Genomic DNA, 14,726 nt, shown 5'->3' on the forward strand with positions numbered 1-14,726 from the left:
CGAGGAGGGTTGGATGACGCAGGCGCGTAAGCGAAGGCAATTCAGCTCCACCGAACATCTGGCCAGTGAAGCCGTCGCGGCGTACGTGGACGGTGAACTGCGGATGCCCGCCTACCTCCGTGCTGCTCAACACCTGTCCGAGTGCCCGGAATGCGCCGCCGAGGTCGAAGCCCAGCAGCAGGCCCGCAAAGCGTTGCGCGGGGCGGGTGAGCTGTCCATGCCACACTCGCTGCTCGGGTTGCTCAGTCAGATTCCGTCCTGCGCAGGCGAGGACCGGCCGGCCCACACGAAGCGATCGTTCATGTCGGCTGTCGCCGACGTCCGTCGTCGCCGACGCTGACTGCATCGCGATCCACGCGACGACTTCTCACCTGCATCGAGCCGAGCCGACCGCTCGAGTGATACTGAACTCTCACACCGACGTATGCGAGGGGTAACCGGACGCGTGACATCGAATTCGACCAGCACCGAGACGACCGGCACCGACCCGTCGGCGACCGAGCCCGACGGTATCGGCCCGGAAGGTCCACGGTTGCCACCTCGTCCGGTGTATCGACCGTCCGTCGATCCGGTGTCGGCATCGGTGTTCGGACGTCCCGACAACGTCGACGGTTCGTTCTCCGAGCGCAGGCCCGGTGAGGAATTACCGTCACGCGTCTCGGTGCGGCCTCCCGATCCCATTCTCGCCGAGGCATTCGGACGTCCGGACGACACCGAGGAATCGCTGCAACGTGATCCGAACGCCGAGACCGACAGCGACACCGCCCCGTCGGCTCCGGCCGATCCGTGGCGCGACCCCACCGCTCGGGTGTCCCTCGGCAGCGCTGCGCTCGACACGCCGCCCCCGCCCGTTCTCCCGCCGGGCACCAAGCTCGGTGTGCGAGATGTGCTGTTCGGCCGATCGGTGTCCGTCCGAGCCCTCGTCGTGCTCGGTGTTCTCGCTCTCGTCATCGGGTTGGTCGGCGGTCTCTTCGGTCGCCTCACCGCCGAGGTGACCGGCGCGTTGACCAGCCAGAAAGTGACACTGACCCAGTCCAGCGGCGACGACATCCCGCGCGGGCAGATCAGCAACGTCGCCGACGCCGTCCTGCCGTCCGTCGTGTCGATCCAGGTGACGCTCGGCGAGACCGGCGGCACCGGCTCGGGCGTCGTCATCGACGGTGCCGGCTACATCGTGACGAACAATCACGTGATCTCGCTGGCCGCATCCGACCCGGAGAACTCGACGTTGGAAGTGACGTTCTCCGACGGCACCAAGGTGGCGGCCGACATCGTCGGCCGCGACACCAAGACCGACCTCGCGGTCCTCAAGACCGATGTCGGCAACCTGACCGTCGCCGAACTCGGTCGTTCCGAGGACGTTCGCGTCGGGCAGGACGTGATCGCCGTCGGCTCACCGCTGGGATTGAACAAGACCGTCACCTCCGGCATCGTCAGCGCGCTCGACCGACCCGTCGCCCTGTCGGGTGAAGGCACCGACACCGACGCCGTCATCGACGCCGTGCAGACCGACGCTGCCATCAACCCCGGCAACTCCGGTGGCCCGCTCATCGACTTCGAGGGCCGTGTGATCGGCATCAACTCGGCGATCCGCAGCGAGAGCGGCGGATCGGTCGGCCTCGGCTTCGCGATTCCCGTCGACGAGGTCACCGAGGTGACGCAGAGTCTCATCCGGGACGGCGTCATGCGTCATCCCGACTTCGGCGTCAACGCCCGATCGGTCATCAACGACACCTCCGCCGGGGCGGAAGTGGCCAACGTGCGCTCGGGCGGGCCTGCTCAGGAAGCGGGCATCGTCGAGGGAGATGTCATCACGAAGGTCGGCGACCGCACCGTGGGTAACGCCGACGAACTGGTCGTCGCCGTGCAGGCCACGACGATCGGGGAGTCGGTTCCGGTGCAACTCGTCCGGTCGGGACGGCTGGTGGACCTCTCCGTCACGCCGGTTTCGGACTGACGACGTAGGCTGGCAGGCGTGTTCGGCAACATCGGTTGGGGAGAGCTCGTCATTCTCCTCGTAGCAGCTCTCGTCATCCTCGGCCCCGATCGCCTCCCCGGCGCCATCAGCTGGGTGTCCAAGTCGATCCGGCAGGTCAAGGACTACGCCAACGGCGCGAGCCAACAGCTCAAGGACGAGCTCGGCACCGACTTCGAGGACCTTCGCAAGCCGCTTGCCGATCTCAACCAGCTCCGGGGCATGACCCCGCGCGCGGTGATCACCAAACACCTGCTCGACGGTGACGACTCGGTCTTCAAGAACCCACTCGACGACACCTTCAAGGGCAAGCCCTTCGAGACCAAGCCGAAGAACGTCGGCGGACCGACGCCACAGACCGGAGCCGCTCGCAGTGGGGTGTCGATGAGCAAGAACGAGCCGAAACTGTCTGCAGGCGATACCCCGCCGATCGACGCCGACGCCACGTAAGCCTGAATCCTTCGTCGTTCGGTCTCACCCGTCTGCGTCAATGGACCACTGCACACGTCTGAGCGCGGCAATGGTTCATTCACGCAGAACCTGCTGCTGCGTGAATGTTCCATTACAGGCGTCCCGGCCGTGCAAGGGTCCATTGACGCGGCGGGGGAACCAGACGCGGCAGTGGGAAGCAGGTTCGGTCCGCTAGAGCTTGCGGGCCGAGTCGATTCCGAGTGACATGCCGACCAGTCCGCGTTCGCGGACTGCCAATTTCGCTGCCACGGCTTCGAGTGCCTGGGCAGCCGGCGATTCCGGGTTGCTCAGCACGATCGGCGTTCCGGCGTCTCCACCCTCTCGGACTGCGGTGTCGAGGGGAATCTGGCCCAGCAGCGGAACGCTCGCACCGACGGCTTTGGTCAATCTGTCGGATACGTCCTGTCCGCCACCGGATCCGAAGATGTCCATCCGGGTACCGTCGGGCAGTTCGAGCCACGACATGTTCTCCACGACGCCTGCCACGCGCTGACGCGTCTGCAATGCAATTGCGCCCGCGCGTTCGGCCACCTCGGCCGCGGCCTGCTGCGGGGTGGTGACGACGAGGATCTCGGCACTCGGAATGAGTTGGGCGACAGAAATCGCCACGTCACCGGTGCCGGGCGGGAGATCGAGCAGCAGTACGTCCAGATCGCCCCAGAAGACATCGGCGAGGAACTGCTGCAGTGCGCGGTGCAGCATCGGGCCGCGCCAGACGACGGGGGTGTTGCCCTGGGTGAACTGCGCGATCGAGATGAACTTCACTCCGTGCGCCTGCGGCGGCATGATCATCTTCTCGACCTGCGTCGGCCGCGCGTCGTTTCCGAGCATCCGGGGCACGGAGTGTCCGTAGATGTCGGCGTCGAGCACACCGACCGACAGCCCACGGGCGGTCAGTGACGCGGCGAGATTGACCGTCACGCTGGACTTGCCCACACCGCCCTTGCCCGACGCCACCGCGTACACGCGGGTCAGGGATCCGGGTTGCGCGAAGGGAATGATCGGCTCCGCGGAATCGCCGCGCAGAGACTTGCGTAGTTCGGTGCGCTGCTCGTCGTTCATGACGTCGAGTTCGACCGTCACGGTGCCCACGCCGGCGACGTCGGCGACGGCGTTCTTCACGCGATCGCTGATTTCGGTCTTCATCGGGCAGCCGGAGGTGGTCAGATAGATGCCGACGCCGACCGCGCCGTCGTCGGAGATGTCGATGCTCTTGACCATCCCGAGGTCGGTGATGGGTTTGCGGATCTCGGGGTCGATCACCTTCGTGAGCGCGGTCCGAACGTCGGATTCGGTCAGTACAGCCATTGCCTCATGCTAGGCGGTGGGTTGTGCGCCGATGGACAGCAGGGCAGGCGCGGGCGCGATGTCAGTGAATGCGGGGCAGCTGGTCCGAGGACGGGACGATGCCGGTGGCGTAACCCGCCGACCACGCGAGCACGTTCGCTACGTAGGCCATCGAATTGTTGTAGCGCAGGATCGCTTTGGTGGTCGATCCCAGATCGCGCATGTCGGTGCCGTTGTCGCACAGGTACATACCGGTGGCCAGGGCTGCGTCGAACAGGTTCTGCGGGTCGGAGACACCGTCGCCGTTGCCGTCGGCGTGATAGAGGTTCCACGTCGAGGGCAGGAACTGCATGGGTCCCACTGCGCGGTCGTATTCGGCATCGCCGTCGAGCGCCCCGCCGTCGGTGTCACGAATCACCTGGTTGCCGGCGAGGGTTCCGTTCAGCCGGGGGCCGAGGATGGGTTCGTGCAGCTCGCCCGAGTCGTCGACCTTGCCGTTGTTGGCGTGGGTGGATTCGACGCGGCCGATGCCGGCGATGACGGTCCAGCTGATACCGCAACCGGGTTGCTGCTGGGCCAGGATCCGCTCGGCGTTCTTGTACGCCGAGACGTTGACGACCGGGATGGCGATGGGGCTGACGGCGAGGTTGGTGGGTAGCTCGGGTGTGGGCGGGATCTCGGGAACCGGCGCGGGTGCGGGGACCGCGGCGGGCACCGGCTGCTCGGCCTGAGCCACCGGCTGCGCCTGCTGGTCCTGGGCGATCGGCTGCGGAGTCTCCACCACGGAGTTCGATTCCTGGGCGGCCGGGGTGGTCTTGGCCGAGACGAACGGAATGTATTCCGTGGCTCCGGCGCTGGTGGCGGCGGTGACGAGTCCTGCGGGGACGAGACCTGCCAGAGCAATCACCGAATTCCGTCGGACCTTGGAAGTCGATGCTTTTCTGTGACGACCCACGCGTGCTGTACCTCCTGATTTCCCCGGATGACAACCGGGGCCCGACCGATGACCGGGATCGAGGGTACCTGATTCGAGACTGTTCCGTTATCGGGCCGTTACAGAGCGGGCCGCTACGTATCGAGGTCGGGGACCTCCGGGGTGCCCGAGTCGTCCTGCACCCTGGCGGCGGCCTTCTTCCGTGCTTTCTTCGGAGTCGCTGTGGGCTGGCCCGTCGCCTGCTCGAGGAGCGCCTTGATCTCGTCGAGTTCGCGGCGCAGGTAGTCGCGGGTGGCGACCTCGCCGACCGCGATCCGCAGCGATGCCAACTCGCGAGCGAGGAACTCGGTGTCGGCTTTCGTCTGTTGTGCGCGAGAACGGTCCTCCTCGAGCGAGACGCGGTCTCGGTCGTCCTGCCGATTCTGGGCCAGCAGAATCAGCGGAGCCGCGTACGCGGCCTGGGTCGAGAACGCGAGGTTGAGCAGGATGAAGGGATACGGGTCCCACCGAAGGTTGACCGCCACGACGTTGAGGAAGATCCAGACGATCACGATGCCCGTCTGGATCGCCAGGTAGCGGCCGGTACCGAGGAACCTCGCGGCCTTCTCGCCCGACCTGCCGAGGTCGAAATCGACGTTGACGTTGAACATCCGCGATCCGCGCGGAGTGTCCATTCTCTGGCGTGCTGTTTCTTTCACTGTCCCGCCACTTCCTGATCTCGCCAGTCCTCGGGCAGCAGGTGATCGAGGACGTCGTCCACGGTCACGGCCCCGACCAGGTGGTCCTCGTCGTCGACCACCGGGCCGCAGACGAGGTTGTACGTCGCGAAGTATCTCGTCACGGCGGTGAGGCTGTCCTCGGGCGACAAGCGCGGCAGAGCGCTGTCCACCACGCCGCCGACCAGACTCGCCGGGGGTTCTCGAAGTAACTGCTGCAGATGTACGCAGCCGAGGTACGGCCCGGTGGGAGTGGCGGTGGGCGGCCGCACCACGAACACCAGTGAGGCGAGCGCGGGCGTCAGGTCGGGGTTGCGTACCCGGGCGAGCGCTTCGGCCACCGTCGTCGACGCGGTGAGTACGACGGGTTCGGGGGTCATCAGACCACCGGCGGTGTCGGGGGAGTGTTCGAGCAGCCGTCGGACGGGTGCGGAGTCCTCCGGATCCATCAGTCGCAGAAGCGATTCCGCTTCGGTCTCGGGCAGCTCTCCGAGGAGGTCGGCGGCGTCGTCGGGGTCCATGGCCTCGAGCACGTCGGCACCGCGGTCGACGCCGAGGTAGTGCATCAGCTCCACCTGATCGTCGTCGGGCAGTTCCTGGACGACGTCGGCAAGCCGCTCGTCGTCGAGGGCCCGCGCGACTTCCATGCGTCGTTTGACGGGAAGCTCGCGCATCGCGTTGGCGACGTCGGCCGCGCGCAGGTCCTCGAACTGCATGAGCAGCTGTGCCACACCCTGATCGGGCATCGACAGTTCGTTCTGCGTGAGTCCCTGCACGTGCAGCCAGTCCACGACGTGGATGGCACCGCGGCGCGCCAGGCGCTGACGTTGCTTGCGCACCGCCACTCGCGCGACGACCCAGTCCCGCGTTCGGGTGAGCTCGATACCCAGATCGACGACGATGGAATCGGTGTCGTGCAGCTCGTCGAGTTCGGGGTCGTCGACGCGCACCTTCGAGTCGAGGATCTGGGCGAACACCAGGATCTCGTTCGCGCGCTGGGTGAATCGCCGCAGACTGACGTTGCCGGTCGTGAGTTGAACCGAGTTGGGCTCGATACTGGTGACCCTGAGCATCGGCACGAAAATTCTTCGGCGAGTTGCCAATTCGACCACGAGGCCGAGGACTCTGGGTTGCGCTCTGCCGACCCGCATCGAGATGACCACGTCGCGAACTCGGCCGATGGATTCGCCGTCGGGGCCCAGGACGCCCAGGCCGGCGAGCCTGGCCGCGAATACCTTGCTCAGTGCTGCCATGATGGCAAGGTTAGAGGTTGGGCGATACAGACGATGAATCAGACAGGGGTTGTGCTGCGGTGAATGCGTCGGGCCTACGGAGATCGGTACTGGCCGTTCCGGGCAGTTCGGACAAGATGATCGCCAAGGCCAAGGGACTGCCTGCCGATGCGATCTTCCTCGATCTCGAAGACGCCGTCGCGCCCATCGCGAAAGTCGAGGCCCGCGCGCGCATCGTCGATGCGCTGAACTCCGATGGTTGGGGCGATCAGATCAAGGTGGTGCGCGTCAACGACTGGACGACGCAGTGGACGTACGGGGACGTCATCGACGTCGTGTCCGGTGCCGGACGCAATCTCGACGCCATCCTGCTGCCGAAGGTGGAGTGCGCCGCGCACGTGCAGGCGTTGGATCTGCTGCTCACGCAGCTCGAGAAAGAGCACGGACTCGACGTCGGAGCCATCGGGATCGAGCCCCAGATCGAGAGCGCCCGCAGTCTGCGCAACATCGACGAGATCGCGACCGCGAGCCCGCGGGTGCAAACCCTGGTGTTCGGTCCCGCAGACCTGATGGCCAGCGTCAACATGCGCACCCTGGTCGTCGGTGAGCAGCCGGTCGGATACGACACGGGCGACGCCTACCACCACATTCTGATGACCATTCTGCTCGCCGCCCGAACACACGGACTGCAGGCGATCGACGGTCCGTATCTGCAGATTCGCGATCTCGACGCCTTTCGCCGGGCGGCGGGCCGGACGGCAGGCCTCGGTTTCGACGGCAAGTGGGTGCTGCACCCGACGCAGATCGAGGCCGCCAACGAGATCTTCGCGCCGCGTCAGGCCGACTACGACAAGGCCGAGATGATTCTCGACGCGTACGAGTTCCACACCTCCGCGGCGGGCGGCGGTCGCGGCGCAGTGATGTTGGGCGACGAGATGATCGACGAGGCGAGCCGCAAGATGGCGCTCGTCGTCTCGGCGAAGGGTCGCGCGGCAGGAATGACGCGTACGACCGCCTTCGTGCCGCCCACGTCCTGACCGACCGTCAACCTGCTGTGAACCGCTACAACGGGTGTGCCGGTTGTCCGTTTCGGGGCACAATGGAGCCATGACAAATCCCCTCTCACAACCCGGTCGCCCAGGGCAGGGCCTGCCGACTCCGCCCTCCGGCTGGCCTATCGGTTCCTACCCCACCTACGCCGAGGCGCAGCGCGCTGTCGACTACCTCTCCGACGAAGAGTTCTCGGTGCAGGACGTGACGATCGTCGGTGTCGACCTGATGCAGGTCGAACGCGTGCTCGGCCGCCTCACCTGGCCCAAAGTCATTGGTGGAGGCATTGTTTCGGGTGCCTGGCTGGGAGTCTTCCTCGGCCTGGTCCTCGGCATCTTCAGTGAGAACATCTTCGGAGCGCTGCTCATCGGCGTCGGCGGCGGCATCATCTTCGGCCTGATCTCGGCGTCCATTCCGTACGCGGCCACCAAGGGACAGCGAGATTTCGCGTCGAGCATGCAGTTGGTCGCGGGCCGATACGACGTCATCTGCGAGCCGCGAACCGCGGAGAAAGCACGCGACCTGCTCGCCAAACTGTCGATCTGATCACACCTGGTGGACGACCAGGCAACCGACAGGTAACGGAATAGCCCCAAATCGCCCTCTATGCCAGTGAGTTCGGTTACGTTTCTTTCGTGCACGGCAGTCCCACACAATGTGCTGCGCGAGTAACTGAACGTACGGAGGCGGAAAGTGCCGAGACATCGTGGTCGTAGGCGTGGAAAAGCAACGAGGATAGGGGTGTTGGCGGCAGCGGCTCTGGTCACGAGTCCGTTGCTCGCAGCGTGTGGTTCGTCCGACAGTTCGGTTCCGGTTCTGAGTTTCTACACTGCCGCAGACGGCGCAGAGCAGTACGCCGCTGCGGCACAGGTGTGTTCCGACGCCTCCAACGGCCGCTACCGAGTGGAGCAACGGACTCTGCCCAAGAGCGCCAACGATCAGCGGCTCCAGCTCGCGCGGCGCCTCGCCGGCAACGACAGGACGCTGGATCTGATGACACTCGACGTCGTCTGGACGGCCGAGTTCGCCGAGGCCGGATGGGCATTGCCCGTCCCGGAGGACCTGTCCGAGAAGCTGCGCGACGGTGCCACGCTCGAGGGCCCACTCGCCACGGCAGAGTGGCAGGATCAGCTGTACGCGGTGCCGCTCAACTCCAACACCCAGTTGCTCTGGTACCGCCCGGACGAGGTGCCCGACGGAGTGCCGCCGCAGACGTGGGATCAGCTGATCGACGTGGCCGAGGCCAATGCGGCGGCGGGCAAGCCTGCACAGATCGGCGTTCAGGCAAAGCAGTACGAGGGCTTCATGGTCTGGTTCAACTCGCTGCTCGAGAGCGCTGGTGGTTCGGTCGTCGCCGAGGACGGAACGACGGTGACGCTGAACGACACTCCCGAGCATCGCGCCGCCACCGAGAAAGCTCTCGAGATCATCAAGCGAGTGGCCACGGCCGACGGCCGCGATCCCTCGGTCTCGCAGAGCGACGAGGCAACTGCCCGCCTCGGCATGGAATCGGGACGGATGGCATTCCAGGTCAACTACCCGTTCGTGCTGCCCGGGTTGAAGGAGAACGCCGTTGCCGGTGCCGTCTCGTTCCTCGACCTGTCGACGGTGCCCGAGGATCAGCAGGACGCACGCATCGCCGAGGTCTTCCGTAGCGCCCCGTATCCGGAGGTGAACCCGGGCGAGCCCGCGAAGGTCACCATCGGTGGCTTCAACATCGGTGTCGCGAAGACCACTCAGCACGAGGATCTCGCGTGGGAGGCCGTCGAGTGCCTCACCAACGAGGAGAACCAGCGCAACAACGCCGTCAACGGTGGTGTGCCGCCGGTACTGAAGTCGCTGTACTCCGATCCCGAGTTCCAGGCCGTCTATCCCGCGTGGGAAGGGGTTCTCGGTTCCATCGAATCTGCGGCTGTGCGACCCGTTTCGCCTGCCTACCAGAGCATTTCGATTCTGCTGACCGATGCGCTCAACCCGCCGCAGAACATCGATCCGGTGGCCGACGTGGACAAGCTCGCAGATCTGGTCTCCAAGGCCGTCAATTCCGAAGGGTTGATTCCATGAGCGCCACCACCGAGTCACAGCCCGCATCGCAGCCTGTCGACAAGCAGGCGGCCCTGAAGAACGTCTCCGACGGCAAGAAGGCCGAACGTCGCCTGGGGCTGATGCTCATCGCACCCGCCGCCCTGCTGATGATCGCGGTCACCGGGTATCCGATCATCTACGCGTTCTGGCTCAGTCTGCAGAAGTACAACCTCGCATTCCCCGAGGATCGTGAATTCGTCGGTATCTCCAACTACGTGACCGTGCTGTCCGACGGCTACTGGTGGACGGCGTTCAGTGTGACGGCAGGCATCACGATCATCTCGGTGATCATCGAGTTCATCCTCGGCCTGGCCGTGGCTCTGGTCATGCACCGCACCATCTTCGGTCGCGGACTCGTACGCACCGTGGTGCTCATCCCGTACGGCATCGTGACCGTGGCCGCCGCGTACAGCTGGTACTACGCGTGGACCCCCGGCACGGGCTACCTCGCCAATCTGCTGCCCGACGGTAGTGCTCCGCTCACCGAGCAGTTCCCGTCGCTGGCGATCGTCGTACTGGCCGAGGTCTGGAAGACGACGCCGTTCATGGCGCTGCTTCTGCTGGCAGGCCTGGCGCTGGTACCCGACGATCTGCTCAAGGCGGCCGAGGTCGACGGAGCGGGTGCGTGGACCAGGCTGATGCGCATCACGATTCCGTTGATGAAGCCGGCGATTCTCGTCGCGGTGCTCTTCCGCACCCTCGACGCGTTCCGCATCTTCGACAACATCTACGTCCTCACCCGCGGTAGCAACGAAACCGGATCGGTCTCGATTCTCGGTTACAACAACCTCTTCGGTGCGTTCAACCTCGGGCTCGGGTCGGCGATCAGCATTCTGATCTTCTTCTGCGTCGCGATCATCGCGTTCGTGTTCATCAAGTTGTTCGGTGCATCGGCACCGGGATCCGACGACGGAGGCCGCAAGTAATGACCACTGTTACGCCTCGCAAGAAGGTCGGTTGGACGGTCGTCAACGTCCTCGTCCTGCTCTACGCACTCGTTCCACTGCTGTGGATCATCAGCCTCTCGTTCAAGTCGACGGCCACCATCGCCGACGGCAACTTCATTCCTCGTTCGATCACTTTCGACAACTACAAGGGCATCTTCTCGACCAATCAGTTCACCTCGGCATTGGTGAACTCGATCGGTATCGGACTGATCACCACCGTGATCGCCGTGGTGATCGGCACGATGGCCGCGTATGCCGTTGCGCGTCTGGACTTTCCGGGAAAGAAGGCTCTGGTCGGTGCAGCACTGCTCATTGCGATGTTCCCCCAGATCTCCCTGGTGACACCGCTGTTCGACATCTCCCGCTCGCTGGGACTGTTCGACACCTGGCCGGGACTGATCATTCCGTACATCACCTTCGCGTTGCCGTTGGCGATCTACACCCTGTCGGCCTTCTTCCGCGAGATTCCGTGGGAGCTGGAGAAGGCAGCGAAGATGGACGGCGCGACGCCCGCACAGGCGTTCCGCAAGGTCATCGCCCCGCTGGCCGCACCCGGCATCGTCACCGCCGCCATTCTGGTGTTCATCTTCGCCTGGAACGACCTCCTGCTCGCCATCTCGTTGACGGCGACGGAACGTTCGGTCACCGTCCCGGCGGCCATCTCGCAGTTCACCGGTAGCTCTCAGTTCGAGGAGCCAACGGGATCGATCGCGGCGGCAGCAGTCGTCATCACGATCCCGATCATCATTTTCGTGCTCTTCTTCCAACGACGTATCGTGGCGGGCTTGACGTCCGGCGCAGTGAAGGGATAACCGTCATGGCCGAAATCGTTCTCGACAAAGTCACCAAGCTCTACCCCGACGGCGCGGCTGCCGTCAGCGACGTCGACATCACCATCGCCGACGGCGAATTCATCATCCTCGTCGGCCCGTCCGGTTGCGGAAAATCCACGACGCTCAACATGATCGCCGGTCTAGAGGACATCTCGTCCGGCGAGCTGCGCATCGCGGGGGAGCGCGTCAACGAGAAGGCACCGAAGGATCGCGACATCGCGATGGTGTTCCAGTCGTACGCGCTGTATCCGCACATGACGGTGCGGCAGAACATTGCCTTCCCTCTCACGCTCGCGAAGCTCTCGAAGTCGGAGATCAACAGCAAGGTCGAAGAGGCAGCCAAGATCCTCGACCTCAGTCAGCACCTCGACCGCAAGCCGGCGAACCTCTCCGGCGGTCAGCGTCAGCGAGTTGCCATGGGCCGCGCCATCGTTCGTACCCCCAGTGCGTTCCTGATGGACGAGCCGCTGTCCAACCTCGACGCGAAGCTGCGCGTGCAGACTCGCGCCGAGATCTCACGTCTGCAGAAGCGGCTCGGCACCACCACCGTGTACGTCACGCACGACCAGACCGAGGCCATGACCCTCGGCGATCGCGTCGTGGTGCTGCGCGGCGGATTGGTGCAGCAGATCGGTTCTCCACAGGAGCTCTACGACAAGCCGCGAAACCTGTTCGTGGGCGGCTTCATCGGATCGCCCTCGATGAACTTCGTTCCCGGACAGCTCACCGCGAACGGTGTCTCGACCGCGCTCGGTGAGATCGACATCCCGCTCGAGCGGATGGACGCGATCAAGGCCAAGAACCCGGGTCGCGAGGTGGTCGTCGGCATCCGCCCCGAGCACTTCGAGGACGCAGCCCTGATCGACGGCTACCAGAAGATGAGCGGTGCCACCTTCACCGCCACCGTCGACGTGCTCGAGTCGATGGGTAGCGACAAGTACGTCTACTTCACGCTCAAGGGTGCCCGGGTCGAATCCAGCGAGCTGCAGGAGCTCGCAGCCGACGCTGGTATCGCCGATCTCGGTGGCGCACAGGTGGTTGCCCGCCTCGCCGCCGAGTCCAAGGCCGCCGAGGGTGGTCAGGTGGAACTGTGGTTCGACCCGGCGAAGATCTCGGTGTTCGACCAGGCCTCGGGTGCGAACCTGACGCTGTAAGTGCCTACGGCAGTGGTGCGGTTGAGTACCCGCTGGGGCACATAACCGCACCACTGCGGAGCACTCAGAACGCAGAGCCGGTGCTCGGCAGCTGGTAGCCCTGGAAGAAGTTGAACGGCACCACGTTCGGTGCCGGGTTCTGCAGCTGCGGTGCCGGTGCCTGGGGGAACAGCTCGGGGAGCTCGAACTGGTTCGGCCCGTCGTTTCGGTTGTCGTCGTATCGGGTGTGATTGTCGCCCCGATCCGTCCACAGTGGATCGGCCGACGCGGTGCCTGCCATCGCCACCAGAGGAACGGCCACCAGAGCCCCGGTCACTGCTGCGCGGGTGAGAATCTTTCGGGTGTTCATGTGTTCCCTTTCGTCGGTGTTCGTACTTCTCCGACGTTAGGTCGACACGATGGGCCCGCGACAGGGAAAACTGCTACCTCCCAGCACATTACGAGCTTTCTGCCAAGGAGCGTCGCCCGAGATTTCGTGCGTCTTCCCTGGTCGCAGCACGGGCGGTGGTCAGGTCGTCGGTGCAGACCTGGCAGTACTGCCAGCCGGAACGGCCGGTTCGCTGCGGCCGCCGACCACCGATTCGCCGGTGGTCGGAGTGCTCTTGATGGCCAGGGCCGCCAGTCCGACGACGAGACAGGCCACCGCACCGGCGGCGAAGGCCGCGGTGTAGACGATTTCACGGGCGACCCCGGTCCCGTCGATGGCGAACATGGCCAGTGCGGTGGACAGTGTTGCGCTTGCGATCGACGTGCCGACGGTTCTGACGATCGAGTTGACGCTGTTGGCCACTCCGGTGTCCGCTGCATCGACCTCGGCCATGAGCAGGTTGGGCAGGGCAGCGAACGCGAGACTGACGAACACGTTGATGACCACACCGGCGGTGATCAGTTGCCAGGTGTGATCGTGAGCCAGCGCGACGAACACGAAGCCGACCAGGCCGATCACCGCACCTGCGATCAGAACTCGGCGCGGCCCGAAGGACCGGATGAGACGACCGCTGAGGACGGCGGCAACCACACCGACCGCCGCACCGGGTAGCAGGTACACGACGCTGGCCTCGAGAACGTTGGCGGTGAAGCCGTAGCCCGCCACAGCTCGTGGTGTCTGTACGAAGTACGAGCAGGCGAGGAAGTTGACGAACATCCCGATACCGACGAACACGGTGGCGACGTTGGTGGCGAGCAGCGGACCGTGGGTGAGCATTCGGGGCGCGACCAACGGTTCGGCGGTGCGCTTCTCGAGCAGCCACCAGAGCGTTCCCGTCAGTACACCGGCAAGGGCGCAGCCGATGGTGGCCACCGAACCCCAGCCCCAGGTGCGGCCTTGTGTCAACGCGAGGAACAGGAGCAGGAGGGTCACGGCGAGTCCTGCCGCACCCCACCAGTCGACGGTGCCACCGCTGGTCTTCGGTCGCGCGGGCACGCCGAACCAGGCGATCGCGAGGGCCAGCACGACGAACACGACAGTGAGCCAGAACACGCGGTGGTAGTCGGCTCCGTTGGCGGTGAGCAACCCGGTCAGTACCAGTCCGAAGCCGCCGCCGACGCCCAGTGTCCCGGACAGGACGGCCATCGAGCCGACGAGCTTTCGTGGGGGCATCTCGTCGCGCAGTACGGCCAGCGCAATGGGGAACAGGGCATAGGACACTCCCTGCAGGACGCGACCGACGATCAACCAGAGCAGCGAGTGCGTCAGGGCTGCGAGCAAGGACCCGGCGAGGACGACGGTGAGTACACCGATGAGAACCGGCCGCTTGCCGTGCAGGTCGGCGAGTCGTCCGATGACGGGGGTGGCAATGACCGCTGCGAGGAGGTTGCCCGTCAGTACCCAACCGGCGGCCGTGGTGCTGACGCCGAGTTGGGTGCCGATGGTTCCGACGATGGGGACGACCATCGTCTGCAGAACGGCGAGAGTCATGACGATGAAACAGAGTCCGGGCAGCATTATGCGGCGGGTGGACATGGAAGAACTACCTCGTTACCTGTCGAAAATGCACTGGAACCGACGCAAATAAATTGTTGAATGCATCTAAGTGATTATC

Annotated in this window: 15 protein-coding genes; 9 read left to right on the forward strand and 6 right to left on the reverse strand. The window is 65.0% G+C overall.

The features are described from left to right. The first annotated feature begins 13 nt into the window (after positions 1-13). The 3 genes from R3P93_RS21430 (at position 14) to tatB (ending at position 2,425) form a co-directional block, all read left to right on the forward strand. Positions 14-340: an anti-sigma factor family protein gene (locus tag R3P93_RS21430; protein WP_243596850.1), complete on the forward strand. Its 327-nt coding sequence runs from the start codon at positions 14-16 to the stop codon at positions 338-340. A gap of 84 nt (positions 341-424) precedes the next feature. Next, positions 425-1,957 carry a S1C family serine protease gene (locus R3P93_RS21435; protein WP_394855343.1) on the forward strand — a complete coding sequence of 511 codons (1,533 nt, stop codon included), beginning with the start codon at positions 425-427 and terminating at the stop codon, positions 1,955-1,957. Between the two features lie 18 nt (positions 1,958-1,975). Beyond that, positions 1,976-2,425 (forward strand): Sec-independent protein translocase protein TatB, encoded by a 450-nt coding sequence (gene tatB, locus R3P93_RS21440; RefSeq protein ID WP_317534028.1) that lies wholly within the window; start codon positions 1,976-1,978, stop codon positions 2,423-2,425. 192 nt (positions 2,426-2,617) lie between these two features. Here the strand turns inward: tatB and R3P93_RS21445 are convergent, their stop codons facing one another. The 4 genes from R3P93_RS21445 to R3P93_RS21460 all read right to left on the reverse strand — a co-directional run bounded on the left by R3P93_RS21445 (position 2,618) and on the right by R3P93_RS21460 (position 6,636). Further along, positions 2,618-3,754 (reverse strand): Mrp/NBP35 family ATP-binding protein, encoded by a 1,137-nt coding sequence (locus R3P93_RS21445; protein ID WP_068053099.1) that lies wholly within the window; start codon positions 3,752-3,754, stop codon positions 2,618-2,620. A gap of 61 nt (positions 3,755-3,815) precedes the next feature. Then, positions 3,816-4,688, reverse strand: coding sequence for a lytic transglycosylase domain-containing protein (locus R3P93_RS21450; RefSeq protein ID WP_188078850.1), 873 nt, complete (start codon positions 4,686-4,688; stop codon positions 3,816-3,818). 113 nt (positions 4,689-4,801) lie between these two features. Then, positions 4,802-5,341: a DUF1003 domain-containing protein gene (locus tag R3P93_RS21455; protein ID WP_149407932.1), complete on the reverse strand. Its 540-nt coding sequence runs from the start codon at positions 5,339-5,341 to the stop codon at positions 4,802-4,804. Positions 5,342-5,361: 20 nt separating this feature from the next. Further along, the gene (locus tag R3P93_RS21460) at positions 5,362-6,636 is read right to left on the reverse strand and encodes a magnesium transporter MgtE N-terminal domain-containing protein (protein WP_317534029.1); all 1,275 of its coding nucleotides are present in this window, start codon (positions 6,634-6,636) and stop codon (positions 5,362-5,364) included. Between the two features lie 59 nt (positions 6,637-6,695). On the opposite strand from R3P93_RS21460, the gene R3P93_RS21465 reads away from it, so the two are divergent. The 6 genes from R3P93_RS21465 (at position 6,696) to R3P93_RS21490 (ending at position 12,684) form a co-directional block, all read left to right on the forward strand. After that, on the forward strand, positions 6,696-7,652 hold the full coding sequence (locus R3P93_RS21465; protein ID WP_300518839.1) for an HpcH/HpaI aldolase/citrate lyase family protein: 957 nt from the start codon (positions 6,696-6,698) through the stop codon (positions 7,650-7,652). A 70-nt stretch (positions 7,653-7,722) separates the two neighbouring features. Then, a complete protein-coding gene (locus R3P93_RS21470) occupies positions 7,723-8,211 on the forward strand; it encodes a general stress protein (protein WP_057475533.1) in 489 nt (162 codons plus the stop codon). A 195-nt stretch (positions 8,212-8,406) separates the two neighbouring features. Continuing rightward, a complete protein-coding gene (locus R3P93_RS21475; protein ID WP_094688034.1) occupies positions 8,407-9,729 on the forward strand; it encodes an ABC transporter substrate-binding protein in 1,323 nt (440 codons plus the stop codon). Further along, positions 9,726-10,676, forward strand: coding sequence for a carbohydrate ABC transporter permease (locus R3P93_RS21480; RefSeq protein WP_094670643.1), 951 nt, complete (start codon positions 9,726-9,728; stop codon positions 10,674-10,676). The genes R3P93_RS21475 and R3P93_RS21480 overlap by 4 nt, the downstream gene beginning before the upstream one ends. Beyond that, a complete protein-coding gene (locus R3P93_RS21485; RefSeq protein WP_032375916.1) occupies positions 10,676-11,509 on the forward strand; it encodes a carbohydrate ABC transporter permease in 834 nt (277 codons plus the stop codon). The genes R3P93_RS21480 and R3P93_RS21485 overlap by 1 nt, the downstream gene beginning before the upstream one ends. Before the next feature lie 5 nt (positions 11,510-11,514). Next, complete coding sequence (locus R3P93_RS21490) at positions 11,515-12,684, forward strand: ABC transporter ATP-binding protein (RefSeq protein ID WP_094641297.1); 1,170 nt, start codon at positions 11,515-11,517, stop codon at positions 12,682-12,684. A gap of 64 nt (positions 12,685-12,748) precedes the next feature. Here the strand turns inward: R3P93_RS21490 and R3P93_RS21495 are convergent, their stop codons facing one another. Together R3P93_RS21495 and R3P93_RS21500 are read right to left on the reverse strand one after the other, a co-directional pair. Beyond that, positions 12,749-13,033 (reverse strand): hypothetical protein, encoded by a 285-nt coding sequence (locus tag R3P93_RS21495; protein ID WP_317534030.1) that lies wholly within the window; start codon positions 13,031-13,033, stop codon positions 12,749-12,751. Positions 13,034-13,192: 159 nt separating this feature from the next. Continuing rightward, the gene (locus R3P93_RS21500) at positions 13,193-14,647 is read right to left on the reverse strand and encodes an MFS transporter (protein WP_317534031.1); all 1,455 of its coding nucleotides are present in this window, start codon (positions 14,645-14,647) and stop codon (positions 13,193-13,195) included. Positions 14,648-14,726: the final 79 nt, after the last annotated feature.

This window comes from Rhodococcus cerastii (assembly GCF_033042195.1).
Lineage (GTDB): Bacteria > Actinomycetota > Actinomycetes > Mycobacteriales > Mycobacteriaceae > Rhodococcoides.

What these genes read in the sequence shown, in the direction of transcription:
- R3P93_RS21495 (WP_317534030.1), bottom strand. Translation starts at nt 13,033, where the DNA reads ATGAACACCCGAAAGATTCTCACCCGCGCAGCAGTGACCGGGGCTCTG.
- R3P93_RS21485 (WP_032375916.1), top strand. Translation starts at nt 10,676, where the DNA reads ATGACCACTGTTACGCCTCGCAAGAAGGTCGGTTGGACGGTCGTCAAC.
- R3P93_RS21430 (WP_243596850.1), top strand. Translation starts at nt 14, where the DNA reads ATGACGCAGGCGCGTAAGCGAAGGCAATTCAGCTCCACCGAACATCTG.
- R3P93_RS21490 (WP_094641297.1), top strand. Translation starts at nt 11,515, where the DNA reads ATGGCCGAAATCGTTCTCGACAAAGTCACCAAGCTCTACCCCGACGGC.
- R3P93_RS21460 (WP_317534029.1), bottom strand. Translation starts at nt 6,636, where the DNA reads ATGGCAGCACTGAGCAAGGTATTCGCGGCCAGGCTCGCCGGCCTGGGC.
- R3P93_RS21455 (WP_149407932.1), bottom strand. Translation starts at nt 5,341, where the DNA reads ATGGACACTCCGCGCGGATCGCGGATGTTCAACGTCAACGTCGATTTC.
- R3P93_RS21470 (WP_057475533.1), top strand. Translation starts at nt 7,723, where the DNA reads ATGACAAATCCCCTCTCACAACCCGGTCGCCCAGGGCAGGGCCTGCCG.
- R3P93_RS21435 (WP_394855343.1), top strand. Translation starts at nt 425, where the DNA reads ATGCGAGGGGTAACCGGACGCGTGACATCGAATTCGACCAGCACCGAG.
- R3P93_RS21445 (WP_068053099.1), bottom strand. Translation starts at nt 3,754, where the DNA reads ATGGCTGTACTGACCGAATCCGACGTTCGGACCGCGCTCACGAAGGTG.
- R3P93_RS21480 (WP_094670643.1), top strand. Translation starts at nt 9,726, where the DNA reads ATGAGCGCCACCACCGAGTCACAGCCCGCATCGCAGCCTGTCGACAAG.
- R3P93_RS21500 (WP_317534031.1), bottom strand. Translation starts at nt 14,647, where the DNA reads ATGTCCACCCGCCGCATAATGCTGCCCGGACTCTGTTTCATCGTCATG.